This window comes from Mesorhizobium sp. ES1-4 (assembly GCF_020164745.1).
In the GTDB taxonomy this organism is placed as follows: domain Bacteria; phylum Pseudomonadota; class Alphaproteobacteria; order Rhizobiales; family Rhizobiaceae; genus Mesorhizobium.
The window spans coordinates 294,206-316,667 of sequence record NZ_JAIUGV010000003.1 but is presented as its reverse complement, the minus strand read 5'-3'; the positions used below and the strand labels follow the sequence as shown (position 1 = coordinate 316,667).

At 64.6% G+C, this 22,462-nt stretch carries 21 protein-coding genes; 17 read left to right on the top strand and 4 right to left on the bottom strand.

From position 1 onward, the window contains the following. Positions 1-78: 78 nt before the first annotated feature. Positions 79-849, bottom strand: coding sequence for a L,D-transpeptidase (locus LB556_RS07455; protein ID WP_224565609.1), 771 nt, complete (start codon positions 847-849; stop codon positions 79-81). 273 nt (positions 850-1,122) lie between these two features. Here LB556_RS07455 and LB556_RS07450 point away from each other — a divergent pair, with 273 nt between their 5' ends. The 3 genes from LB556_RS07450 (at position 1,123) to xylB (ending at position 4,751) form a co-directional block, all read left to right on the top strand. Then, complete coding sequence (locus tag LB556_RS07450) at positions 1,123-1,746, top strand: LysE family translocator (RefSeq protein ID WP_224565607.1); 624 nt, start codon at positions 1,123-1,125, stop codon at positions 1,744-1,746. Positions 1,747-1,895: 149 nt separating this feature from the next. After that, positions 1,896-3,218: a tetratricopeptide repeat protein gene (locus LB556_RS07445; RefSeq protein ID WP_224565605.1), complete on the top strand. Its 1,323-nt coding sequence runs from the start codon at positions 1,896-1,898 to the stop codon at positions 3,216-3,218. A gap of 78 nt (positions 3,219-3,296) precedes the next feature. Next, the gene (gene xylB / locus LB556_RS07440; protein ID WP_224565603.1) at positions 3,297-4,751 is read left to right on the top strand and encodes a xylulokinase; all 1,455 of its coding nucleotides are present in this window, start codon (positions 3,297-3,299) and stop codon (positions 4,749-4,751) included. 185 nt (positions 4,752-4,936) lie between these two features. Here xylB and LB556_RS07435 read toward each other — a convergent pair whose 3' ends face one another. Next, positions 4,937-5,299, bottom strand: a complete 363-nt coding sequence (locus LB556_RS07435) for a nuclear transport factor 2 family protein (RefSeq protein WP_224565601.1) — start codon at positions 5,297-5,299, stop codon at positions 4,937-4,939. Positions 5,300-5,412: 113 nt separating this feature from the next. Here LB556_RS07435 and xylA point away from each other — a divergent pair, with 113 nt between their 5' ends. Together xylA and LB556_RS07425 are read left to right on the top strand one after the other, a co-directional pair. Next, positions 5,413-6,738: a xylose isomerase gene (gene xylA, locus LB556_RS07430; RefSeq protein ID WP_224565599.1), complete on the top strand. Its 1,326-nt coding sequence runs from the start codon at positions 5,413-5,415 to the stop codon at positions 6,736-6,738. A gap of 209 nt (positions 6,739-6,947) precedes the next feature. Continuing rightward, entirely contained in the window at positions 6,948-7,157 is a 210-nt protein-coding gene (locus LB556_RS07425) for a hypothetical protein (protein ID WP_224565597.1), read from the top strand. A gap of 7 nt (positions 7,158-7,164) precedes the next feature. On the opposite strand, the gene LB556_RS07420 is transcribed toward LB556_RS07425, so the two are convergent. Further along, the gene (locus tag LB556_RS07420; RefSeq protein ID WP_224565595.1) at positions 7,165-8,145 is read right to left on the bottom strand and encodes a GlxA family transcriptional regulator; all 981 of its coding nucleotides are present in this window, start codon (positions 8,143-8,145) and stop codon (positions 7,165-7,167) included. 77 nt (positions 8,146-8,222) lie between these two features. Here LB556_RS07420 and LB556_RS07415 point away from each other — a divergent pair, with 77 nt between their 5' ends. From LB556_RS07415 to LB556_RS07385, 7 genes are all read left to right on the top strand, one after another. Beyond that, positions 8,223-9,140, top strand: a complete 918-nt coding sequence (locus tag LB556_RS07415) for a 3-keto-5-aminohexanoate cleavage protein (protein WP_224565593.1) — start codon at positions 8,223-8,225, stop codon at positions 9,138-9,140. Between the two features lie 24 nt (positions 9,141-9,164). After that, positions 9,165-9,794 carry an HD domain-containing protein gene (locus tag LB556_RS07410; protein WP_224565590.1) on the top strand — a complete coding sequence of 210 codons (630 nt, stop codon included), beginning with the start codon at positions 9,165-9,167 and terminating at the stop codon, positions 9,792-9,794. Continuing rightward, on the top strand, positions 9,791-10,885 hold the full coding sequence (locus LB556_RS07405) for a carnitine 3-dehydrogenase (RefSeq protein ID WP_224565588.1): 1,095 nt from the start codon (positions 9,791-9,793) through the stop codon (positions 10,883-10,885). Before LB556_RS07410 ends, LB556_RS07405 begins: the two co-directional genes overlap by 4 nt. 4 nt (positions 10,886-10,889) lie before the next feature. Next, positions 10,890-12,053, top strand: a complete 1,164-nt coding sequence (locus LB556_RS07400; protein WP_224565586.1) for an acyl-CoA dehydrogenase family protein — start codon at positions 10,890-10,892, stop codon at positions 12,051-12,053. Positions 12,054-12,055: 2 nt separating this feature from the next. After that, positions 12,056-14,134, top strand: a complete 2,079-nt coding sequence (locus LB556_RS07395) for an acetate--CoA ligase family protein (RefSeq protein WP_224565584.1) — start codon at positions 12,056-12,058, stop codon at positions 14,132-14,134. Further along, a complete protein-coding gene (locus LB556_RS07390) occupies positions 14,127-14,909 on the top strand; it encodes a carnitinyl-CoA dehydratase (protein ID WP_224565582.1) in 783 nt (260 codons plus the stop codon). The genes LB556_RS07395 and LB556_RS07390 overlap by 8 nt, the downstream gene beginning before the upstream one ends. A 75-nt stretch (positions 14,910-14,984) precedes the next feature. Further along, on the top strand, positions 14,985-15,926 hold the full coding sequence (locus LB556_RS07385; protein ID WP_224565964.1) for an alpha/beta hydrolase: 942 nt from the start codon (positions 14,985-14,987) through the stop codon (positions 15,924-15,926). A gap of 18 nt (positions 15,927-15,944) precedes the next feature. Here LB556_RS07385 and LB556_RS07380 read toward each other — a convergent pair whose 3' ends face one another. Beyond that, a complete protein-coding gene (locus LB556_RS07380; protein ID WP_224565580.1) occupies positions 15,945-16,646 on the bottom strand; it encodes a GntR family transcriptional regulator in 702 nt (233 codons plus the stop codon). A gap of 224 nt (positions 16,647-16,870) precedes the next feature. Between LB556_RS07380 and LB556_RS07375 the strand changes: the two genes are divergently transcribed. The 5 genes from LB556_RS07375 to ggt all read left to right on the top strand — a co-directional run bounded on the left by LB556_RS07375 (position 16,871) and on the right by ggt (position 22,423). Then, entirely contained in the window at positions 16,871-17,911 is a 1,041-nt protein-coding gene (locus tag LB556_RS07375; RefSeq protein ID WP_224565578.1) for an ABC transporter substrate-binding protein, read from the top strand. Between the two features lie 74 nt (positions 17,912-17,985). Beyond that, the gene (locus tag LB556_RS07370; RefSeq protein WP_224565576.1) at positions 17,986-19,071 is read left to right on the top strand and encodes an ABC transporter ATP-binding protein; all 1,086 of its coding nucleotides are present in this window, start codon (positions 17,986-17,988) and stop codon (positions 19,069-19,071) included. Beyond that, positions 19,068-19,994 (top strand): ABC transporter permease, encoded by a 927-nt coding sequence (locus LB556_RS07365; protein WP_224565574.1) that lies wholly within the window; start codon positions 19,068-19,070, stop codon positions 19,992-19,994. The genes LB556_RS07370 and LB556_RS07365 overlap by 4 nt, the downstream gene beginning before the upstream one ends. Then, positions 19,991-20,791, top strand: coding sequence for an ABC transporter permease (locus tag LB556_RS07360; RefSeq protein WP_224565572.1), 801 nt, complete (start codon positions 19,991-19,993; stop codon positions 20,789-20,791). The genes LB556_RS07365 and LB556_RS07360 overlap by 4 nt, the downstream gene beginning before the upstream one ends. A 45-nt stretch (positions 20,792-20,836) precedes the next feature. Then, positions 20,837-22,423 carry a gamma-glutamyltransferase gene (gene ggt / locus LB556_RS07355; RefSeq protein ID WP_224565570.1) on the top strand — a complete coding sequence of 529 codons (1,587 nt, stop codon included), beginning with the start codon at positions 20,837-20,839 and terminating at the stop codon, positions 22,421-22,423. Positions 22,424-22,462: the final 39 nt, after the last annotated feature.

Here is a 22,462-nt window from a genome sequence, read left to right as displayed (position 1 = left end):
ATGATTTTCAAGGTACCTTGGCCTGTCTTTGGCCATCGCGCAACGGAAGAGTCTGGCGGTCGCGAACCGCGGCCACGATCACATGACGACGACGGGGTTTTTCTTCGACACCCGGCTGTAGAGGTCGATGATGTCCTGGTTGATCAGGCGCACGCAGCCCGACGACATCGCCTGGCCGATGCTCCACCATTCGGGCGAGCCGTGGATGCGGTAGCCGGTGTCCTTGCCGTCCTGATAGATGTAGAGCGCGCGGGCGCCGAGCGGATTGGTGAGGCCGCCGGGCTGGCCGCCCTGCCACTTCACCAGTTCCGGCTTGCGCTGGATCATCTCGGGCGGCGGCGTCCAGGTCGGCCATTCCCGGCCGTACTGGATGTTGGCGCGGCCGGACCAGCGGAAACCGTCCTTGCCGATGCCGACGCCGTAGCGGATAGCATCGCCACCAGGCTGGACCAGATAAAGCATGCGTTCCTTGAGATGCACGACGATGGTACCGGGCGCCTCGCCTGTCGTATCGACGACGATCTGGCGGCGGAACTCCGGCTTGACCTTGAGATAGGGCACCTCGGGCACGTTGAAGCCGTTGTCCGTCAAGGCGGCATACATGACGTCCGGGCTGGTGATGTTCTTGTCGACGCTGATCGAGGGCCGGATCGGCCGCACCGAACCGGTGACCGTATCGTCGAGTTGAAGCGCCGGCAGGTCGCCGCCCCCCGAGGTCGAGCAACCGGCGACGCCGAGCAAAGCCAATGCGCCCGCCCCGGACAGGACGGCGCGGCGGGAGAATAGAAGATCGGTTTCGGTTGCGTCGCCGTTTCGTGGCGGCGTCAGACCTTGCGGCAACTCACGCATATACCCAAACCCTACGCTGTCGGCGGGAAGCACGGTCCGGCCGGATCGCGGGCATTTTCATCATTCATGGTTGATAAAGCGTGAATGGGTTGCACCGCTTGCGTTTGAGCACGCTGAGCGGCGTCAACCGATGCCGAGTTGCCGCTGGCGATATCACGGCGCTTCCAGGAATGTGCGCCGTGATCCGAAACTGGGCAAAACCAAAAATCAAGCCTCTTTACATTCTCCCAAGGCTCAGGATTTATCCTTTTCTTTAACCCAAGGGAGACAGACATGTCCTTCGAAAACTGGGCCGCCTTCGCCGCCGCATCGACCATCCTCCTTGTGATCCCGGGCCCGACCATTCTTCTGGTCGTGTCCTATGCACTGGGTCAGGGCTGGCGTACCGCCCTGCCGATGGCCGTCGGCGTGGCCCTCGGCGATTTCACCGCCATGACCTTGTCGATGCTGGGGATCGGCGCGCTGCTGGCGGCTTCCGCTGGTGTCTTCACCGTCCTGAAACTGATCGGCGCCGGCTACCTGATCTTTCTCGGTGTGAAGCTGTTCCGCGCCGGCGGGACGCTGAAGGCAGAGCCGCGCACCGACGCGGTGTCGTCGTCCAGGATGATGGCGCATGCATGGCTGGTCACCGCGCTCAACCCGAAGAGTATCACCTTCTTCGTTGCCTTCCTGCCGCAGTTTCTCGACCGGCATGCCGATTTCTGGATGCAGATGCTGGTTTTCGAGATAACTTTCCTGGGGCTCGCGTTCGCCAATGCCTTCGGCTACGCGCTGATCGCGGCACGCGCCCGCAACGTCGTGCGCAACCCCAGGGCGATCCGCATCTTCAACCGCACCGGCGGCACGCTGCTGGTCGGCGCCGGCATCGCCACGGTGGCCATGCGGTCGGGCAATTGATAAACGCCGGCGCGGCTCAAGGCGTGTCGAGATTCAGGTCAGGCCCGTGAGCCCCGGAGGCACGGAAAGCCGCCGTTTGCAGGCCCCTGGTTGGCGAGCACGCTGTTGATGCTCTAGGATCGGGCTTGTTCGCGATCACGGGACAAGAGATGCCGACCCTGGACGAATTCGGGCTGACTCTTTCGGGCGCCACGCAGGCTGGGTTTTCGCCCTACAGCCAGGCCGTGCGCGAGCTGCAGTGTTTCATCGGCGACCCGGTCGGTTCCGCCGACCGTGCGATTGCCGAGAACCCCGGCTTCGTCATGGCACATGTGTTCAAGGGCTATCTGTTCGGCCTTGCCACCGAGCGCGAGGCGAGCGCGGTGGCAAAGGCGTGTCACGAGACGGCGCTGCCGCTGGCCGCCACCGCGCGCGAGCAGGCGCATGTCGCTGCTCTTGGCCATCTCGCAGCGGGGCGCTGGCATGACGCTTCCCGCATCCTCGAGGATATCGCCATCGACCATCCGCTCGATCTCGTAGCGCTGCTGACCGGGCATCAGATCGACTTTTTCACCGGCAATTCGCGCATGCTGCGCGACCGCATCGGCCGCGCGCTGCCGGCCTGGCAAAGCGGCATGCCTGGCTATCACGCCGTTCTCGGCATGCAGGCCTTCGGGCTGGAGGAGATGGGCGATTACGCGCGGGCCGAGGCGCTCGGCCGTGCGGCTGTCGACATCGAGCCGCGCGACGGCTGGGCGCGGCATGCGGTCGCCCATGTCATGGAAATGCAGAGCCGGCAAAAGGATGGCATCGCGTGGATGCGCGCCAATCCCGAAGCGTGGACCAGGGAAAGCTTCCTTCAGGTGCACAATTGGTGGCATCTGGCATTGTTCCACTACGATCTTGGCGAGACCGGCGAGGTGCTGGCGCTCTTTGACGGCCCGATCTACGGCACCCCGTCGACGATGGCCCTCAACATGGTCGACGCCTCGGCGATCCTGTGGCGGCTTCACCTTGGCGGCGTCGACGTCGGCGATCGCTGGACGAAGCTCGCCGACAACTGGTGCAAGATCGGCGCCGGCAATTATGCCTTCAATGATGCGCACGCGATGATGGCCTTTGTCGGCTCCGGTCTAGACGGACAGGCAAACGACTTGCTCGACGCGCAGCGCGAGGCGATGCGCGCCGAAGACGACAATGCCGCTTTCACCCGCGATGTCGGCCATCCCCTGACGCTGGCGATCAAGGCCTTCGGCGACGGCAACTACGCGGAAACAGCGCGGTTGATCCGGCCCATTCGCGCCATTGCGCACCGTTTTGGCGGCAGCCATGCCCAGCGCGACGTCATTGATCTTACACTGATCGAGGCTGCCCTGCGGACCGGCGACAACGCCCTGGCAAGGGCGCTGGCGGCCGAGCGTTCGATGGCACGGCCGGACAGTCCGCTGTCGGCGCTGTTTTCGCGGCGCGCGGCCGATTTGTCGGAGAATTGACCCGGAGCGGATCTTGTCTTAAAACTGGCTCAAACATATTTTTCGAGTTCCGAAAAAATAAGGACGTGGGAGGAAACCATGTATCTCGGCCTCGACCTGGGCACGTCTGGCGTCAAGGCGCTGCTGATCGATGCCGGGCAAACCGTCATCGGCTCCGGCCATGGCTCGCTCGACGTTTCGCGCCCGCATCCAGGCTGGTCAGAGCAGGACCCGTCGCACTGGATACGCGCCTGCGAAGACGCGATCGCCGAGCTCAGGGCTTCCCATCCGAAAGAGCTCGCTTCGGTCAAGGGTATCGGCCTGTCCGGCCAGATGCATGGCGCGACGCTGCTCGATGCCGGCGACAAAGTGCTGCGTCCGTGCATTCTGTGGAACGACACGCGCAGCCACGCGGAAGCTGCGGTGCTCGATGCCGATCCACGTTTTCGCGAACTTATCGGCAACATCGTCTTCCCCGGCTTCACCGCGCCAAAGCTTGCCTGGGTGAAGAACAATGAGCCGGCTCTCTTCGCCAAGGTGGCGAAGGTGCTTTTGCCAAAAGATTTCCTGCGGCTTTGGCTGACCGGCGAACATATTTCGGAAATGTCGGACTCTTGCGGCACGTCCTGGCTCGATGTCGGCAAGCGGCGTTGGTCGGCGGACCTGCTCGCCGCGACATCGCTTGACGAGAAGCACATGCCAGCGCTGGTCGAGGGCACCGAGAAGGCCGGCGGCCTGCGCGCCGAACTTGCGTCGAAGTGGGGCATCGCGGGCAGCATTCCTGTCGCCGGCGGCGCCGGCGACAATGCGGCTTCCGCCTGCGGCATGGGCACGGTCGGCGCCGGCCACGCTTTTGTCTCGCTCGGCACATCGGGCGTGCTTTTTGCCGCCAATGCGTCCTATCTGCCCAACCCGGCAAGCGCGGTGCACACCTTCTGCCATGCGCTACCCAACACCTGGCACCAGATGGGCGTCATCCTGTCGGCGACCGATTCGCTCAACTGGCTGTCGGAAATCACGGGCAAGGGCGCCGGCGAACTGACATCGGAACTCGGCGATTCCCTGAAAGCGCCGACCGGCGTATCTTTTCTGCCCTATCTCTCGGGCGAGCGCACGCCGCACAATGATTCCGCCATTCGCGGTTCCTTCACCGGCCTTGCGCATCAGTCGGACCGAGCCGTGCTGACCCAGGCCGTGCTTGAAGGCGTCGCCTTCGCCTTCCGCGACAGCCTCGAAGCGTTGAAGACGGCAGGCACGACATTGACGCGTGTGACGGCGATCGGCGGCGGCTCGCGCTCGCGCTATTGGTTGAAGGCGATCGCCACCGCGCTGCAGGTGCCGGTGGATATCCCGGCCGACGGCGATTTCGGCGCTGCCTTTGGTGCAGCCCGGCTGGGCCTGATTGCCACGACGGGGGCCGATCCGCTCAGCGTCTGCACGGCGCCGAAGACCGATGCCACGATCGAGCCGGATGCCGCGCTCGGCGGCGCTTACGCGGATGCCTATCGTCGTTACCGCGCGCTCTATCCCGCGATCAAGGCCGTAACCGCGTGAGCCGGAGCTTGGCCCACAACCGGTTTCCGGACGTCGGCGCTGCCCCTCACCTGCCTGCCGGCATCCTCTCCCCGTATAGAGACGGGGAGAGGGGCGCTGTCGTCATCGGTTTCGCCATTCACCAGCGTAGGGGCGGCGCCGACTTTGGCGATTGGTGTTCTCCACCACGTCTTGACGACGTGCCCTCACTGCGCCGGGACCTTGTCAAGGAAGCCGGTGACGCTCTTCAGGCGGCCGTTCTCGATGACGCCGATATCGGTGCCCTCGATGACGGAAGGGACACCCTCCGGCCCGAGGTTCCAGGAGAAGCGGATCTTGTCGGCGAAGCCGTCCGGCGTGCCCCTCAGCGAGAAGCGGAAGCCGGCAAAGCGTTGCTGCACACCGTCGATCAGCGCCGCGACGCCTGCATGGCCGTCGCCCTGCATGAGCGGATCGCGATAGCTGACATCTTCGGTGAAGGCCGCCCTGAGCAAGGCCGCCCGGCGGTCGGCATCGCTTTCGTTCCAGGCGGTGATGTAGTTTTGGGCGATCGTGTCGAGGTCGGTCATGGTCTGTCTCCTTCGTTTGACGGTTTTGACAGGACCGTTTTCGGCCAGCGCCGGCGTGAAACCAATTACGCCTGAGGTAATCGGGCAACAATATCTCGGAGAGGAACAGAACCATGAGCAGCGGCTTTTTCGGCGACATCCAGAAAATCAAATATGAAGGACCCGATTCGACCAATCCGCTGGCCTACCGGTTCTACAATCCCGATGAGGTGGTCGCCGGCAAGCGGCTGGAGGACCATCTGCGCTTTGCCGTCGCCTACTGGCATTCCTTCGCTTGGCCGGGCGGCGACCCGTTCGGCGGCCAGACCTTCGACCGCCCCTGGTTCCCCAAGGCTGGCGGCGTCGACACCATGGAGCTGGCGAAACTGAAGGCGGATGTCGCCTTCGAGATGTTCTCGCTGCTCGGCGCGCCTTATTTCTGCTTCCACGATGCCGATGTGCGGCCCGAGGGCAAGGATTTCTCCGAAAGCGCCGCCCGGCTCGATGAAATCGCTGACTATTTCGCTACCAAGATGAAGCAGACCGGCGTCAAGCTTCTCTGGGGCACGGCGAACCTGTTCTCAAACCGCCGCTTCATGTCGGGCGCCGCGACCAACCCCGATCCGGACGTCTTTGCCTACGCGGCCGCGACAGTGAAGAGCTGCATCGACGTCACCAAGCGCCTGAAGGGCGAGAACTACGTGCTATGGGGCGGGCGCGAAGGCTATGAGACGCTGCTCAACACCGACCTTGCCCGCGAGCAGGAACAGGCCGGCCGCTTCCTCAACCTCGTCGTCGACTACAAGCACAAGATCGGCTTCAAGGGCACGATCCTGATCGAGCCGAAGCCGCAGGAGCCGACCAAACACCAGTACGACTATGATGTCGCGACCGTTTATGGCTTCCTAAAGCGCTTCGGCCTGGAGAAGGAAGTCAAGGTCAATATCGAGCAGGGCCATGCCATTCTCGCCGGCCATTCCTTCGAGCACGAACTGGCGCTGGCCAACGCCCTCGGCATCTTCGGCTCGATCGACATGAACCGCAACGACTACCAGTCGGGCTGGGACACCGACCAGTTCCCCAACAACGTTCCGGAGATGGCGCTCGCCTATTACCAGGTCCTGCAAGGTGGCGGCTTCAAGACCGGCGGTACCAATTTCGACGCCAAGCTGCGCCGCCAGTCACTCGACCCGCAGGACCTGCTGATCGCCCATATCGGTGGTATGGATTGTTGCGCGCGCGGCCTGAAGGCGGCGGCCAAAATGATCGAAGACAAGGCGCTGTCGGGTCCGCTGGCCGAGCGCTACGCCGGCTGGAACACGGCAGAGGCGAAGGCGATGCTGTCGGGCAAGCGCACGCTTGAGGAGATCGCCGAACGCGTGGTGAAAAAGAAGATCGAGCCGCAGCCGCGCTCCGGCCGTCAGGAACTGCTCGAGAACATCGTCAACCGCTACGTCTGACGCTGCCTGACCCGTCGGCAATCCAGGCCGGCGCACTATGCGATCCGAAAGCTTGGCGCGCGGAACCATTTTGCGCGCCAAGCTGAGATCGGTGACAAGGTTTTGCCCCTTGCCGCCTCTCAATGACCTCGCTCTTGCCTTCAAACTGCCGTCACGAATCTCGTATAAGTGTCCCTCGTGGCGGAAGAGGAAGAAGGAGGCGAACCGATATGCAGCACGAACGTGAAATCGACGCCCTGCTCTCACCTGGCGAGGCCGGATCGATCATCGACCGGCTGATGGCGCTGCCGCATCCAAGGCAGGGCGCGCGCGGCGCCAATGAATGGGACCGCGCCGTTGCCAGCCGCTTCGAGACCCATCTCGCGCGGCAGATGCGCTCGCAGATCGACGGCGGCGGCGACCGGCAGAACGCCGCCTGAGCCTGGATCAACCTCGGCGCAGCCTGACTGGGGCCTCGCCGAAAGCTCTCGAAAACGCTCTGGAAAATGCCGCGGCGGACGAGAACCCCGTCCGCCCGGCAATATCCGCCATGGGGATTCGCGTGTCGACCACGAGCCGGCGCGCGGCGCCCAGGCGCAGCCTGAGATAGTAGGCCCCCGGCGTCTCCCCGATCGACTTGCGAAAGATGCTCTCCAGTGTCCGCGCCGTGACGCCGGCGCGCTTGGCAACCGCTTCTATGGTCAGCGGCTGGTCGACATGTGATTCCATCAGCCGGATGGCTTGCGCAAGGCGCGGATCATAGCCGTCGAGCCGGCCGAGCGAGACCAGCGGCTGCGCGTCAGTCGCGGCACGCGCCTGGTCGTAGATGAAGACGCTGGCGACATCGAGCGCCACGGCCATGCCGAGACGCGTGCGAATGAGATGCAGCATCAGGTCGAAGGTCGGCGAAGCGCCGCCCGAGGTGAACACCGGCCCGTCGATGACATAGCGATCCGGCCGCACGTCGACGCCGGGGAAGGCGGAGGAAAAATCCTCCATGTCTTCCCAATGGGTGGTGGCACTGCGTCCCTCCAGAAGGCCGGCGCGCGCCACCAGCCAGGTGCCTGCCTCGACGCCACCGCACGCACGGGCCGCACGGGCCGCCCTTCGCAACCCTGCGAGCAGAGCCGACGTCGCGTAATTCTGGGTGCCGAAACCGGCAACGACGACGAGAACGTCGGTTTGTTCGGCCGCGTCAAAACGGCCGCTGACCGCCACCGGCAGACCGCAGGTGGTGACCGGCGCCTCACCGGTCACCGAAACCAGCTTGAAATCGAACAGCGTCTCGCCGGAAATGCGATTGGCGGCGCGCAGCGGATCGACAGCGGAGGCCACGCACATGATCGATGAGCCGGAAAACACCAGCAGCGTCACCTTGAGCGGTACGCGCTCGGCGCGAAAGATATCAGATTTTTCGCTTTTGATCATATCACCTTCGTAAAATGCAAACCAGTTTCCCGCAAGTCCGTCATTGTTGGCCTACAATCTGTTCTGGGAGGACTACGATGCCGCTCGCGATGAACCGTGAGGTTTTCATTACCTGTGCCGTGACCGGTTCCGGCGGGTCGCAGGATCGTTCCCCGCATGTGCCGCGCTCGCCCAAGCAGATCGCCGATTCGGCGATCGACGCGGCCAAGGCAGGTGCTGCCATCGTCCATTGCCATGTGCGCGACCCCGAAACCGGCAAGCCGCGCCGCGACGTCCATCTCTACCGCGAGGTGACCGAACGTATCCGCGCGGCGGACGTCGATGTCATCCTGAACCTGACCGCCGGCATGGGCGGCGACGTGGTTTTCGGTTCTCCGGAAGCGCCGCTGCCGCTCAACGAAAAGGGCACCGACATGGGTGGCGCCACCAACCGCATGGAACATGTGCGCCAGTGCCTGCCGGAAATCTGCACGCTCGACTGCGGCACCATGAACTTCGCGGAGGCCGACTATGTCATGACCAACACGCCCGGCATGCTGCGCGCCATGGGCGGCATGATGACGGCGCTCGGCGTCAAGCCCGAGATCGAGGCCTTCGACACCGGGCATCTGTGGTTCGCCAAGCAACTGGTGGAGGAAAAAGTGCTCAACCCCGACGCGCTGGTGCAGCTCTGCATGGGGGTGCCGTGGGGCGCGCCTGATGACCTCAACACCTTCATGGCGATGGTCAACAACGTGCCGTCGACCTGGAACTGGTCGGCCTTCGCCATCGGCCGCAACCAGATGGCCTATGCCGCTGCCGCGGTGCTCGCCGGCGGCAATGTCCGCGTCGGCCTTGAGGACAATCTGTGGCTCGACAAGGGCGTGCTGGCGACCAATGCACAACTGGTCGAGCGTGCCGCCTCCATCGTCACCAATCTCGGCGCCAGGATTCTTGGACCGGAAGAAGTGCGCAAGAAGCTGAACCTGACCAAGCGGGCGCCGATGGCTGCGTAATTCGATCGCTGGGAGGAGATCGGCATGACTACTGTCAAATTCACCGCGATGAAGGATGGCGACAGGGACGACTACGAGTTCCTGACCGCGCACGAGATCGACTATGCGGCCAAGACCGGCGAGCGGCTGCTCGACGCGCTGGTGCAGCTCGACGAGGGCCTGTCGGGCTACAAGATCACCCGGCTCGGCCATTCGCTGCAGGCGGCGACACGCGCCTGGCGCGACGGTGCCGACACCGACTGGATCGCTTGCGCCGTGCTGCACGACATCGGCGACATCTATGCGCCCTACAATCATGACGAATACGCCGCCGCGATCCTGAAGCCGTTCGTGCGCGAGCAATGCACCTGGGTGGTGGAGAAGCACGGCGATTTCCAGCGGCTCTATTATGCCCATCATCTCGGCGGCAACCGCCATGCGCGCGACCGCTTCGCCGGGCACCTCTATTTCGACGACTGCGACCAGTTCTGCGAGCGCTGGGACCAGTCGAGCTTCGACCCCGATTACGACACGCTGCCGATCGACTTCTTCCGGCCCTTCGTGCTCGAAGTCTTCGCGCGCAAAGCCTACGACCCGTCAGTGATCCGCGCCGGTGAGCGCGTGCCCCTCATCGATCCCGAAATCGCCAGGACAAGAACCGGAGCCTCCAAATGAGCATCATCAACAAGGCGGCCGCCATCGGCGGCGGCGTCATCGGCGCCGGCTGGGTCGCGCGGCTCTTGCTCAACGGCATCGACGTCTCGATCTTCGATCCCGATCCGGAGGCCTCGCGCAAGGTCTCGGAAGTGATGAAGGGCGCGCGTCGCGCCTACAAGCAGATGGTCCCTGGCGGCCTGCCCAAGGAGGGCAAGCTGACCTTCGCCAAGACGATCGCTGAAGCGGTGGCCGACGCCGATTTCATCCAGGAAAGCGTGCCGGAACGGCTCGACCTCAAGCATCGCGTGCTGGCCGAGATCGACATCCACGCGCCGGCCAATGCGATCGTCGGCTCGTCGACCTCCGGCATCAAGCCGACGGACATGCAGGTGGCGATGAAGAAGCATCCCGAGCGGCTGGTCGTCGGCCACCCGTTCAACCCGGTCTACCTCCTGCCGCTGGTCGAGATCGTCGGCGGCGAACAGACTTTTCCGGAAGCCATCGAAGTGGCCAAGGAAGTCTATGCCTCGATCGGCATGAAGCCCGTCGTCATCCGCAAGGAGATCGAGGCCTTTGTCGGCGACCGCCTGCTCGAAGCCGCCTGGCGCGAGGCCCTGTGGCTGATCAAGGACGGGATCTGCACCGTCGAGGAACTGGATGACATCATGCGCTACGGCTTCGGCCTGCGCTGGGCGCAGATGGGCATGTTCCAGGTCTACCGTGTCGCCGGCGGCGAGGCCGGCATGCGCCACTTCATGGCGCAGTTCGGGCCCTGCCTCAAATGGCCGTGGACCAAGCTGATGGACGTGCCGGAATTCAACGACGAGCTGGTCGACCTGATCGCCACCCAGTCGGACGACCAGGCGCACGGCCTGTCGATCCGCGAACTGGAAAAGATCCGCGACGACAATCTGGTCGCCATCATGGACGCGCTGTCGAAGCAGAACAGGGGCAAGGGCTGGGGCGCCGGCGCGCTGCACAAGGACTATACCAAACAGCTCGCCAAGCTGGCGGCGAAGAAGCCGACAGCCTCGAAGGCGGCCGAGAAGGCCAAGGCCTCCAAGCCGGTGAAGAAGGCCGATAAGCCGAAGAACAAGAAGAAAGGCTGAGGCCATGGATTTCGGTCTTTCGGAAGAGCAGAAGCTCATTGTCGAGACGACGCGCGCCTTCGTCGAGAACGAGCTTTATCCGCATGAACGCGAGGTCGAGCGCACCGGCGTGCTGCGCCGCGAGCTGATCGAGGAGATCAAGGCCAAGGCGATCGAGGCTGGCCTCTATGCCGCCAACATGCCGGCCGATGTCGGCGGCGCGGGGCTCGATACGGTAACCTGGCTGCTTTACGAAAAGGAACTCGGCCGCGCCAATTACGCGCTGCACTGGACCTGCGTGGCGCGGCCCTCCAACATCCTGCTCGCCGGCACGCCGGAGCAGCGCGAAAAGTATCTTTTCCCCTGCATCCGCGGCGAGAAATGGGATTGCCTGGCGATGACCGAGCCCGGCGCCGGCTCCGACCTGCGTGGCATGAAGGCAACGGCCGTACAGGACGGCGACGACTGGGTGCTGAACGGCACCAAGCACTTCATCTCGCATGCCGATCTCGCCGATTTCGCCATCGTCTTCATGGCCTCGGGTGAAGAGGATTCACCGCGCGGAAAACGCAAGAAGATCACCGCCTTCTTCGTCGACAAGGGCACCAAGGGTTTTGCCGTGCGCGACGGCTACCGCAACGTCTCGCATCGCGGCTACACCAACGCCATTCTCGAGTTCGACGACTGTCGCCTGCCTGCGTCCCAGGTTCTGGGCGAAGTGCACAAGGGCTTCGATGTCGCCAATTCCTGGCTCGGCGCCACCCGCCTGCAGGTCGGCGCCACCTGCCTCGGCCGAGCCGAGCGTGCCCTTGGCCATGCCGTCGAATACGCCGCGCAGCGCCAGCAGTTCGGCCAGCAGATCGGCAAGTTCCAGGGCGTGTCGTTCAAGCTCGCCGACATGGCGACGGAACTCAAGGCCGCCGACCTGATGGTGTTCGAAGCCGGCTGGAAGTACGATCAGGGCACCGTCACCGACCAGGACATGGCCATGGCCAAGCTGAAAGCCACTGAAATGCTCGCCTTCGTTGCCGACGAAGCGATCCAGATACATGGCGGCATGGGGCTGATGGACGACCTGCCGCTGGAGCGCATCTGGCGCGACGCCCGCGTCGAGCGCATCTGGGAAGGCACGTCCGAGATTCAGCGCCACATCATTTCAAGGGCGCTGCTGCGTCCGTTCGGGGCCTGATCATGCATAAATTGGAGCGTCTCCTGCGGCCGAAATCGATCGCCGTCTTCGGCGGCGTGCAGGCCGCCGCGGTCGTCGCGCAATCGATCAAGATGGGCTTTGCCGGCGAGATCTGGCCGGTGCATCCGACCAAGGACGAGATCGCGGGCCGCAAGGCATATCGTTCGGTGGCCGATCTGCCCGGCGCGCCCGACGCCGCCTTCGTCGGCGTCAACCGGCACTTGACCATCGAGGTGATCAAGGCGTTGGCCGAACGCGGCGCCGGCGGCGCCGTCTGCTTTGCCGCCGGCTTCCTCGAGACCGAGGCCTATGACGAGGATGGCGAACGGCTGCAGGCCGAACTGGTCGCCGCTGCCGGCCAGATGCCGATCATCGGGCCGAACTGCTACGGCCTGATCAACTATGCCGACGGCGCGCTGCTGTGGCCCGACCAGCATGGCGGCATCAGGCTGGACGAAGGCGGCAAGGGCGTCGCCATCATCACCCAATCGTCCAACATCGCCATCAACATGACGATGCAGAAGCGTGGCCTGCCGATCGCCTTCCTGATGACCGCCGGCAACCAGGCGCAGACCGGACTCTCCGAAATGGCGCTCGGCCTGATCGAGGACGAACGCGTTACCTCGCTCGGCCTGCACATCGAGGCCTTCGATTCGGTAGCCGGCTTCGAGCGCCTGGCCGCCAGGGCGCGGGAGCTCAGAAAACCAATCATCGCCATGAAGGTCGGCCGCTCCGAACAGGCGCGTCAGGCGACCGTATCGCACACCGCCTCGCTTGCCGGCTCGGACGCGGCTTCCGGCGCCTTCCTCAGGCGGCTCGGCATCGCCCGCGTCGATTCGATCCCCGCCTTCATCGAGGCGCTGAAGCTGCTGCACATCACCGGTCCGTTGCCTGGCTACACGCTCTCATCGATGAGCTGTTCGGGCGGCGAGGCGTCGGTCATGGCCGACAGCGCCGAAGGCCGTTGGGTCAACTTCCCGGTGCTGACCGACACCCATCGCGCCCATGTCAAATCGACGCTCGGGCCGTTGGTCGCGGTCGCCAACCCGTTGGACTACCACACCTTCATCTGGAACAACGAGCCGGCGATGACGGCCACCTTCACCGCCATGGTATCGGGCGGCTTCGACCTCAACATGCTGGTGCTCGACTTCCCACGCCCCGACCGCTGCTCGGTCACCGACTGGTGGGCGACGCTGCGCGCTTTCGAATCGGCGCTGAAGACCAACAAGGCGCATGGCGCCATCGTCTCCTCGCTGCCCGAGAACCTGCCGGAGGAATACACGGCCGAGTTGATGGCGCGAGGCATGGTGCCACTGTTCGGCATTTCAGAAGCGATGGACGCCGCCCAGGCGGCGGCCTTCATCGGCTGGGCCTGGCGCGAGCCGCAGGCGCAGCCGGTCGATACGAGGGCCGCCGGCGCATCCGACGCGCCGCGCGTTACGCCCGATGAAGCCGAAGCCAAGGCACGGCTGATCAAGGCCGGGCTTTCCGTGCCGAAAGGCGAGCGCGCCGGCAATGCGGTCGAGGCGGTGATCTCGTCGATGGCGCTTGGCTTCCCCGTCGCCCTGAAAGCCCTTGGCGTCACCCACAAGTCGGAAGTCGGCGCCGTCAGGCTAAACCTCAAGGACGCCGAATCGGTCAGCACGGCGGCGCACGACCTCTTGCCGCTCGGCACCGGGCTCTATGTCGAGCGCATGGTGCGTGATGGCGTCGCCGAACTGATCGTCGGCTTCACCCGCGATCCAATGTTCGGCGCGGTGATGACGTTGGGCACCGGCGGCGTGCTGGTCGAGTTGCTGCGCGACAGCGTCACACTGATGCTGCCGGCGACCCGCGACGATATCGAGGCCGCGTTGCGCGGCCTCAAACTGTTCCCGCTGCTCGAAGGCTATCGCGGCCGGCCAAAGGCCGATGTACAGGCCGCCATCGACGCCATAGCGGGCATCGCCGGTTTCGTGCAGCAAAATGCCGGCGAGATCGAGGAACTCGACATCAATCCGCTGATCGTCTGCACGCAAGGCAAGGGCGCCTGGATCGCCGACGCGCTGCTGGTTTTGGGAGAGAACAAGAATGTCTGACGTCATTTCCACCCGCCGCGAGGGCACGATCCTCGAGGTCACGCTCGACCGTCCCAAGGCCAACGCGATCGACCTGAAAACCTCGCGGCTTATGGGCGAGACCTTCAAGGCGTTCCGCGACGACCCGGAGTTGCGCGTCGCCATCGTCAAGACCGCGGGCGACAAGTTCTTCTGCGCCGGCTGGGACCTGAAGGCCGCCGCCGGCGGCGACGCGGTCGACGGCGACTATGGCGTCGGTGGCTTTGCCGGCCTGCAGGAACTGCGCGACCTCAACAAGCCGGTCATCGCTTGCGTCAACGGCATGGCGGTCGGCGGCGGCTTCGAACTGGCGCTTTCCTGCGACCTCATCTACGCCTCCGATCATTCGTCCTTCGCGCTGCCCGAAATCCGCGCCGGCACGCTGGCGGACGCCGCGACGATCAAGCTGCCGAAGCGCATCCCCTATCATGTCGCCATGGACCTGCTGCTCACCGGCCGCTGGATGGATGTCGCCGAGGCGCATCGCTGGGGCCTAGTCAACGAGGTACTGCCCAAGGAAAAGCTCGAGGACCGGGTCTGGGAGATCGCCCGGCTGCTCGCCAGCGGCCCGCCGCTGGTGTTCGCGGCGATCAAGGAGACGGCGCGGGTGGCAGAATCGCTGACTTTCCAGGATGCGATGAACAAGGTGACGCGCCGGCAGTTGCCGACTGTCGACGCGCTTTACGGCTCGGAGGACGGCATGGAAGGTTTCCGGGCTTTTGCCGAAAAGCGCGAGCCGGTGTGGAAGGGGAGATAACCCGGCGATGATGGCGTTCCGTCACACCCTCCTCTGTCCTGCCTGGGCTCGGTTCTGGCAATGTACCCGGCACCCATGACCGACTACGCAAAACTCATCGATGCCGAGACCTGGGCTTTCATCGAGCGGACCAATTCCTACTATCCGCCCGACACCATCGATTATACGATCGCCCAGCAGCGCGAAATCTATGACCGCATGTGCCGCGAGTTCTTTGCCGGCTACCCCGAGGGCGTCGCGGTCGAAACCTCCGCTATAGCGACACCCTCGCACGATATCCCGATCCGCATCTATCACAACGCGACGCCAAACGCGGCCGCCATGGTGGTCTACATCCATGGCGGCGGCTTCATCCTCGGCGGGCTGGACAGCCATGACGATGTCTGCGCCGAGCTTTGCGGCCGCACCGGCCATGAGGTGGTCTCGGTCGACTACCGGCTGGCGCCGGAGCACCTGCATCCGGCTGCTTTCGATGATGCGATGAGCGCCTTCGAATGGGCCGCCGGGACCTACGACTGCCCTGTCATACTGTGCGGCGACAGCGCCGGCGGCAATCTTTGCGCCGCCGTTGCGCACGCCACGCGTGGCCGTGCGAGGAAGCCGGTCGGCCAGGTGCTGGTCTATCCCGGCCTCGGCGGCGATCGCTCGCGCGGCTCCTATGTGACACACGCCGAAGCGCCGATGCTGACAGTGCGCGACCTCGAATTCTACAAGCACATCCGCACCGGGGGCGTGGACCGGACCGGTGACGTCACGCTGTCGCCGCTGGCCGATGCCGATTTCGCCAATCTGCCGCCGACCGTGCTGATTACCGCCGAGTGCGACCCGCTGTCATCCGATGGCGAGGCTTATCGCGACCGCATCGTCGCGGCGGGCGGGCGCGCCACCTGGTTCGAGGAGCCGGGCCTTGTACATGGCTATCTCAGGGCCAGGCATACCGTCGGTCGTGCCCGCGCGAGCTTCACCCGTATCGTCGGCGCGGTGACCACGCTCGGAAAGGGCAGCTGGGCCTGGTAGAGGCAGCGGCCGTCCCGCTCAGGAGGCCTTGGCCAGAAAACTCCGGTAGTCCGATTTCGCCTGCAGCAGGCGCAGCACGTTCTCGCGCGAGCCGCGTACATGCGCACGGGCAAGGGCGCCGGCCTTGACGGCGTCGCCGGCGCAGATCGCCTCGACGATCTCGGCATGCTCGTCGCGGGCGATCTTCCACTCATCGAGCCACAAAAGTTCGGTCCAGACGTAATGCTGGCACTTGTCGAGGATGCCGCACAGCATGCCGTGCAGCATCGCGTTGCCGCTGATTTCGGCAATGACGCGGTGCAGGTCGATACCGACCTCCAGTTCCTGGAATTTTTCGCGCGTCGTGCGGTCCGGAAGGGCGGCCAGCCGCTCGCACTCGGCCAGCATGGCGCGCAGCCGCGCCTTGTCTTTCTCGGTCGCGGCCGCGGCCGCGAGTTCGGTCGCATGGCCGTCGAGAAGTTCGCGGATGTCGAAGGCTTCGCGGAACATGTTGATGTCGAATTCGGTGACCGCATAGCCCTGGCGCGGTCGGCCGGTGACCAGTCCGTCGCGCTCGAGCCGGTTGAAGGCTTCGCGCACAGGCGTGCGGCTGACATTGAGTTTCGCGGCGATGTCGCTTTCGGTGACGCGCGAACCCGGCGGAATCTGGCCGGTCACGATCATCGCCTTGAGCGCGGAATAGACAGAGTCGCGCAGCGTGTTTTTCGGTTCCTTGGCCAAATTCCGTTTCCAGTTCCCCGGTCCTTGCACCGGAAGTCGATATGTTCTCAGGCGTAGCTGTAGTCAAAGTCGGCGCGCTTTGCCACGCCCCTGCTCGTTGCCCACCGCCGATCCTGGCCGCAGCAAGCGGTGTTGACATCGACGCTTCCGAAGCTACACTCAAAATTGTATACAAAATCGCATGCTAAATCAAAACAAATGGGAACACCGGTCGGAGAACCGAAATGAACAGGACCACCAGCTTCAGAACCATCGCGATAGCCGGCCTCGTTGCTTCCGTGGCAGTGCCCGCCGTCGCCGCGGACACGATCACCGTCGCCTCATGGGGCGGCACCTATCAGGAGGCGCAGGCCAAGGCCTTCTTCAAGCCGACCGCCGATGCGCTTGGCATCACCATCAAGGAAGACACCACCAACGGCCTCGACGACGTGCGGCTGCAGGTGACCGGCAATGCCGTCAAGTGGGACATCACCGAACTCGGCGCCGACGAATGCGCGCGCGGCTCCAAGGAAGGGCTGTTCGAGAAGCTGGATTACGGCGTCATCGACAAGAGCGGCATCAACCCGAAGCTGGTGCATGACGACTGGGTCGGCATTTCCTACACCTCCGTCGTGCTGATCTACCGGACCGATGTCTTCGGCGACAAGGGCCCGAAGACATGGGCCGACTTCTGGAATGTCGAGAAATTTCCGGGACGGCGCGCTCTGAGCGGCAGCCAGGCGACGGAGACGCTGAGCGTCGCGGCGCTCGCCTCGGGCCTGCCGATCGACAAGGTCTATCCCGTCGACATCGACGGCGCGCTGAAATCGGTCGACAAGATCCGCGGCCATGTCGATGCCTGGTGGACGTCAGGCGCGCAGGCCATGCAACTGGTGAAGGATGGCGAAGTCGACATGGCGAGCATCTGGAACGGCCGCGCCGGCACCCTGAAGAAGGAAGGCGCGCCAGTCAGCTTCTCCTTCGACCAGGGTGTGCTGACCGCGGACTGCATGGTCATCCCCAAGGGCGCCAAGAACAAGGAGGCGGCGATGAAGGCGCTGGCCATGTTCGTCAGCCCGCAACTGCAGGCCAATCTGCCGCTCTATGTCGACAATGGTCCGGTCAACGAGAAGGCTTTCGAGACCGGCAAGATCCCGCCCGAAAGGATCAAGGACATCAACTCGGCGCCCGAAAACGTCAAGAAGCAGGTGCTGCAGGACGCTGAGTTCTGGCGCGACAACCTCGTCGAGGCGACGGAAAAGTTCAGCAACCTGATCCAGCAATAGGCCGAAACCCTGACACTGCGGGGCGGCGGCAGCGTCGCCCCGCTCCTTCAGTCTTTGCCCGGGAGAATACAATCTTGTCCATTGCACCATCCGCGCTGCCGATCAGCATGCGTCGGATCGAGAAACGATTTGGCAGCATGGCCGTGCTGCGCGACCTGAACCTCGATGTCGAGGCCGGCGAGTTCCTGACGCTGCTTGGGCCTTCGGGATCGGGAAAGACGACGCTGCTGATGATCCTGGCCGGTTTCGTCCGGGCCAATGCCGGGAGCATCAAGGTCGGCGGCGACGAGATCATCACCACGCCGCCGCACAGGCGCAACATCGGCATGGTGTTCCAGAACTACGCGCTCTTTCCGCATATGAACGTCTTCCACAACATTGCCTTCCCGCTGAAGCAGCGCGGCGTCGGGGCCGCCGAAACCGCCGAACGGGTGGGAAAGGCGCTGGAGCTGGTGAAGCTGCATGGGCTGGGCGAGCGCCGTGTCGACCAGCTTTCCGGCGGCCAGCGCCAGCGCGTGGCCCTTGCGCGCGCCATTGTCTTCGAACCGCGCATCGTCTTGATGGACGAACCGCTGTCGGCGCTCGACAAGGGCCTGCGCGAGCATATGCAGATCGAGCTGCGCGCGCTTCATCGCCGTCTTGGCATGACGACGGTCTATGTCACACACGACCAGCGCGAAGCCATCACCATGTCGGACCGCATCGCCGTCATGAACGGCGGACGCATCGAACAGCTCGACCGGCCCGAAACCCTCTATGCCGCGCCGAAGACGCAATTCGTAGCCGGCTTCATCGGCGAATCGAATTTCATCCCGGTCGAAAGCCGCAACGGGTCGGTCTGGTATGGGGACAGGCGGATCCAGACCGGCGCGCCGACGCCGCCGGCTGGTCAGCATCTCATGGTGGTGCGACCGGAGAAGCTGCGGCTGGTCATGGCTGGCGAGGCGTCGACCGGCATCAATGTGCTCGATGCGACGGTCGGCGACATCATCTACCAGGGCGACAGTTTCGTCTGCTATGCCAGCCTGAGCGACGGCCGCCAGCTGACGCTGCGCGACTATTGCCGCAGCGATGTGCTGGCCAGGCTGCCGGCGCCCGGCCAGCCGATCATGCTCGGCCTCGACGCGAAGGACACGATCCTGGTGGCGGCCGAGGGATGAGCGTGCAATCCGCCCTCCTGAACGAGGCTGCCGGCCCGGCGGGGCAGCATCTCAACGCGCAAGTGCTGCGCGCCGATGCGCGGCGCGAGCAGCTCAGGCTGATGGTGCTGCTGGCGCCGAGCCTGTTCCTTGTCTGCGCCATCATCATCGTGCCCATCGGCTGGCTGTTCTGGCTGTCGCTGTTCGACGAGTCCGGTGCCTTGAGCGCCGCCAATTACGCGCGCTTCTTCGAGCAGGCCTCCTACATCAGGACCTTCGTCACCACGTTCAAGGTCGCCTTCATCGTCACCGGCGCCTGCGTGCTTCTTGGTTATCCCCTGGCCTATATGCTGTCGCAGTTGCCGCGTCGGGCGGCATCGATCTGCCTGATCTTCGTCATCCTGCCGTTCTGGACGTCGGTGCTGGTGCGCACCTATGCCTGGCTGGTGATCCTGCAGCGCAAGGGCCTGATCAACAGCTGGCTTATCGACCTCGGCGTGATCAGCCAGCCGCTGTCGCTCGCCAACAATTTTTCAGGCGTCGTCATCGGCATGACCCACATATTGCTGCCGTTTCTCGTTTTGCCGCTCTATGCCTCGATGAAGACCATCGACACCGACTGCCTGCGCGCCGGCATGAATCTCGGCGCCGGCCCGGCCGCCACCTTCCGGCAGATATTCTTTCCGCTGTCGCTGCCCGGCCTCGCCTCCGGCGTGGTCATCGTCTTCGTGCTGTGCCTCGGCTTCTTCGTCACGCCGGCGCTGATGGGCGGCGGCAAGGTGGTCATGTGGGCGATGCGCATGGAACAGACCACCAGCCTCTATTCCAACTGGGGCGCCGGCGCGGCGCTCGGTGTGGTGCTGCTGGTGGTCACGCTGGCGCTTCTGGGCCTGTTCCAGTGGCTGCTTGGCGCGCGCGCCACCGGCGTATGGAGTTCGCGATGAGTGCAGATATCGGCCTGCCGATCTCGCACCGGCAACGCCTTTGGCTTTACGGCCTCGGCGGGCTCGTGCTGTTGTTCCTGATCGCGCCGTCGGTCATCATCGTCATCATGTCGTTTTCGGATTCGACGCTGCTGCAATTCCCGCCGCGGCAATGGTCGCTGCGCTGGTACCAGAGCTATTTCCAGTCGCTGGAATGGCGCGACGCCACGATCGTGTCGGTGAAAGTGGCCATTATGACCGTGCTGATGGCGACGCCGCTCGGCACCGCGGCGGCCTACGCGATCAACCGGGGCACGCTGCGCTTCAACGGCACCATCAACGCGCTGCTGACAGCCTCGCTCATCATCCCGGTGATCCTGATCGGCATCGGCACCTTCTTCCTCTATGCGCGCATCGGCCTCAACAACACGCTGACCGGCCTTGTCGTCGCGCATACCGTGCAGGCGCTGCCGCTGGTGGTGCTGACGGTGCTTTCGGGCCTGCGCTCCTACGACATGAACCAGGAGCGCGTGGCGCGCAGCCTGGGCGCGGGACGCGTCGCCGCGTTCTGGCAGGTGACAATGCCGCAGATCCGCTTCTCCATCGTCTCCGGGGCGCTGTTTGCCTTCATCACCTCCTTCGACGAGGTTGTCGTGTCGCTGTTCATCTCGGGCGGCGAGACCACGACCTTGACGCGCCGCATGTTCAGCGCGCTGCGCGACCAGATCGACCCGACCATCGCCGCCATCTCGACCTGCCTGATCGCGCTATCTGTCCTGCTGTTGTCGCTGGCGCAGATCTTCGGGCGGCGGCATTGATTTCGGACCCATTCGCAGAAGTGACCAGGGGATACCCAGACCAAAATGCGTGATTTCCAGTTTCCCGGCCGCTCGCCGGTTCGTGCCACGGAAGCGATGGCCGCGACATCGCATCCGCTCTCGACGCTAGCGGCCATCGAGATGCTGCGCGCCGGCGGCAATGCCATGGATGCCGCCATCTGCGCCGCCGCCGTGCAAGGTGTGGTCGAGCCGCAATCGACCGGCATCGGCGGCGATTGCTTCGTGCTGTACTGCCCCAGAGGACAGAGCGAAGTGCTCGCCTTCAACGGCTCCGGCCGGGCGCCGGCGGCCGCGACCGTCGACTGGTATCTGGAGCAGGGTTTCAGCGAGCTTCCCAAACAGGGGCCTCACGCGGTGACCGTGCCGGGGGCCATCGACGCCTGGTGCCAGCTGCTGGAAGACCATGGCAGCAAGAGCCTGGCGGAAGTGCTGGCGCCGGCGATCCACTATGCCGAGAACGGCTATGTCGTGCACGACCGCGTCGCCTTCGACTGGGCCGACCCGGAAACCGACCTTTCCGCCGACGAACATGCGGCCCGCGCCTTCCTGCCGGGCGGCAAGGCGCCGAAGGCGGGCGACGTCCACCGCCAGCCGGAACTCGGCGCCACCTTGCGGATAATCGCGAAGCACGGCCGCGCCGGATTCTACGAAGGCGCGGTCGCTGACGACATGGTGCGCCGGCTCAAGGAATTGGGCGGGCTGCATTCGCATGAGGATTTCGCCGCCACCCGGGGCGGCTACATGGCGCCGGTCAGCACCTCCTATGGCGGGTTCGAAATCCATCAAATGCCGCCGAACAACCAGGGCCTGACGGCGCTTCTGATGCTGAACGTGCTGTCGGGGTTCAAGCTTGGCGGCCTCGAGCCCAACGGCGCCGAGCGCCTGCACCTGGAGATCGAGGCGGGGCGGCTGGCCTACCGCGATCGCGACCGCTTCGTCGGCGACCAGGACCATGTCCCGGTGCCGGTGAAGGAGCTCCTGTCGGCCACCTATGCCGACCGGCTGCGCGCCGAGATCGACCGCGAGCACGCCATGACCCACCTGCCGGACGTGCAATTGCTGGGCAGCGACACGGTCTACATCTCGATCGTCGACCGCGACCGCAACGCGGTCTCCTTCATCAACTCGACCTACTATTCCTTCGGCAGCGGTGTCGTCGGTCCGAAGACCGGTGTGGTGCTGCAGAATCGCGGCTCGAGCTTCCGCCTCGATCCGGAGCACCCCAATGCCATCGCGCCCGGCAAGCGGCCGATGCACACGATCATGCCCGGCATGGCGACGAGGAACGGCCGCGTGGTGATGCCGTTCGGCGTCATGGGCGGCGGCTACCAGCCGTTCGGCCATGTCCATCTTCTGACCAACATGATCGATTTCGGCATGGACCCGCAGCAGGCGCTCGATGCACCGCGCGTGTTCTACAATGAGGGCATGGTGGAGGCCGAGCGTAGCGTGCCTACTGAGGCGGTCGAAGGCCTGCGCCGGCGCGGCCACTCCGTCACCGAGCCGCAGCATCCGCTCGGCGGCGGCCAGGCGGTTCTGATCGACTGGGAAAAGGGCACGCTGACCGGCGCCTCGGATCCGCGCAAGGATGGGATGGCGCTGGGATATTGAGGGATAGATGGGCGCGGTGCCAACGTCGACACTTGGCGC

Coding starts and splice junctions, on each gene's coding strand:
- LB556_RS07365 (WP_224565574.1), top strand. CDS start 19,068: ATGAGCGTGCAATCCGCCCTCCTGAACGAGGCTGCCGGCCCGGCGGGG.
- LB556_RS07455 (WP_224565609.1), bottom strand. CDS start 849: ATGCGTGAGTTGCCGCAAGGTCTGACGCCGCCACGAAACGGCGACGCA.
- xylB (WP_224565603.1), top strand. CDS start 3,297: ATGTATCTCGGCCTCGACCTGGGCACGTCTGGCGTCAAGGCGCTGCTG.
- LB556_RS07375 (WP_224565578.1), top strand. CDS start 16,871: ATGAACAGGACCACCAGCTTCAGAACCATCGCGATAGCCGGCCTCGTT.
- LB556_RS07410 (WP_224565590.1), top strand. CDS start 9,165: ATGACTACTGTCAAATTCACCGCGATGAAGGATGGCGACAGGGACGAC.
- LB556_RS07360 (WP_224565572.1), top strand. CDS start 19,991: ATGAGTGCAGATATCGGCCTGCCGATCTCGCACCGGCAACGCCTTTGG.
- LB556_RS07405 (WP_224565588.1), top strand. CDS start 9,791: ATGAGCATCATCAACAAGGCGGCCGCCATCGGCGGCGGCGTCATCGGC.
- LB556_RS07415 (WP_224565593.1), top strand. CDS start 8,223: ATGCCGCTCGCGATGAACCGTGAGGTTTTCATTACCTGTGCCGTGACC.
- LB556_RS07435 (WP_224565601.1), bottom strand. CDS start 5,299: ATGACCGACCTCGACACGATCGCCCAAAACTACATCACCGCCTGGAAC.
- LB556_RS07400 (WP_224565586.1), top strand. CDS start 10,890: ATGGATTTCGGTCTTTCGGAAGAGCAGAAGCTCATTGTCGAGACGACG.
- xylA (WP_224565599.1), top strand. CDS start 5,413: ATGAGCAGCGGCTTTTTCGGCGACATCCAGAAAATCAAATATGAAGGA.
- LB556_RS07420 (WP_224565595.1), bottom strand. CDS start 8,145: ATGATCAAAAGCGAAAAATCTGATATCTTTCGCGCCGAGCGCGTACCG.
- LB556_RS07445 (WP_224565605.1), top strand. CDS start 1,896: ATGCCGACCCTGGACGAATTCGGGCTGACTCTTTCGGGCGCCACGCAG.
- LB556_RS07390 (WP_224565582.1), top strand. CDS start 14,127: ATGTCTGACGTCATTTCCACCCGCCGCGAGGGCACGATCCTCGAGGTC.
- ggt (WP_224565570.1), top strand. CDS start 20,837: ATGCGTGATTTCCAGTTTCCCGGCCGCTCGCCGGTTCGTGCCACGGAA.
- LB556_RS07395 (WP_224565584.1), top strand. CDS start 12,056: ATGCATAAATTGGAGCGTCTCCTGCGGCCGAAATCGATCGCCGTCTTC.
- LB556_RS07385 (WP_224565964.1), top strand. CDS start 14,985: ATGACCGACTACGCAAAACTCATCGATGCCGAGACCTGGGCTTTCATC.
- LB556_RS07450 (WP_224565607.1), top strand. CDS start 1,123: ATGTCCTTCGAAAACTGGGCCGCCTTCGCCGCCGCATCGACCATCCTC.
- LB556_RS07425 (WP_224565597.1), top strand. CDS start 6,948: ATGCAGCACGAACGTGAAATCGACGCCCTGCTCTCACCTGGCGAGGCC.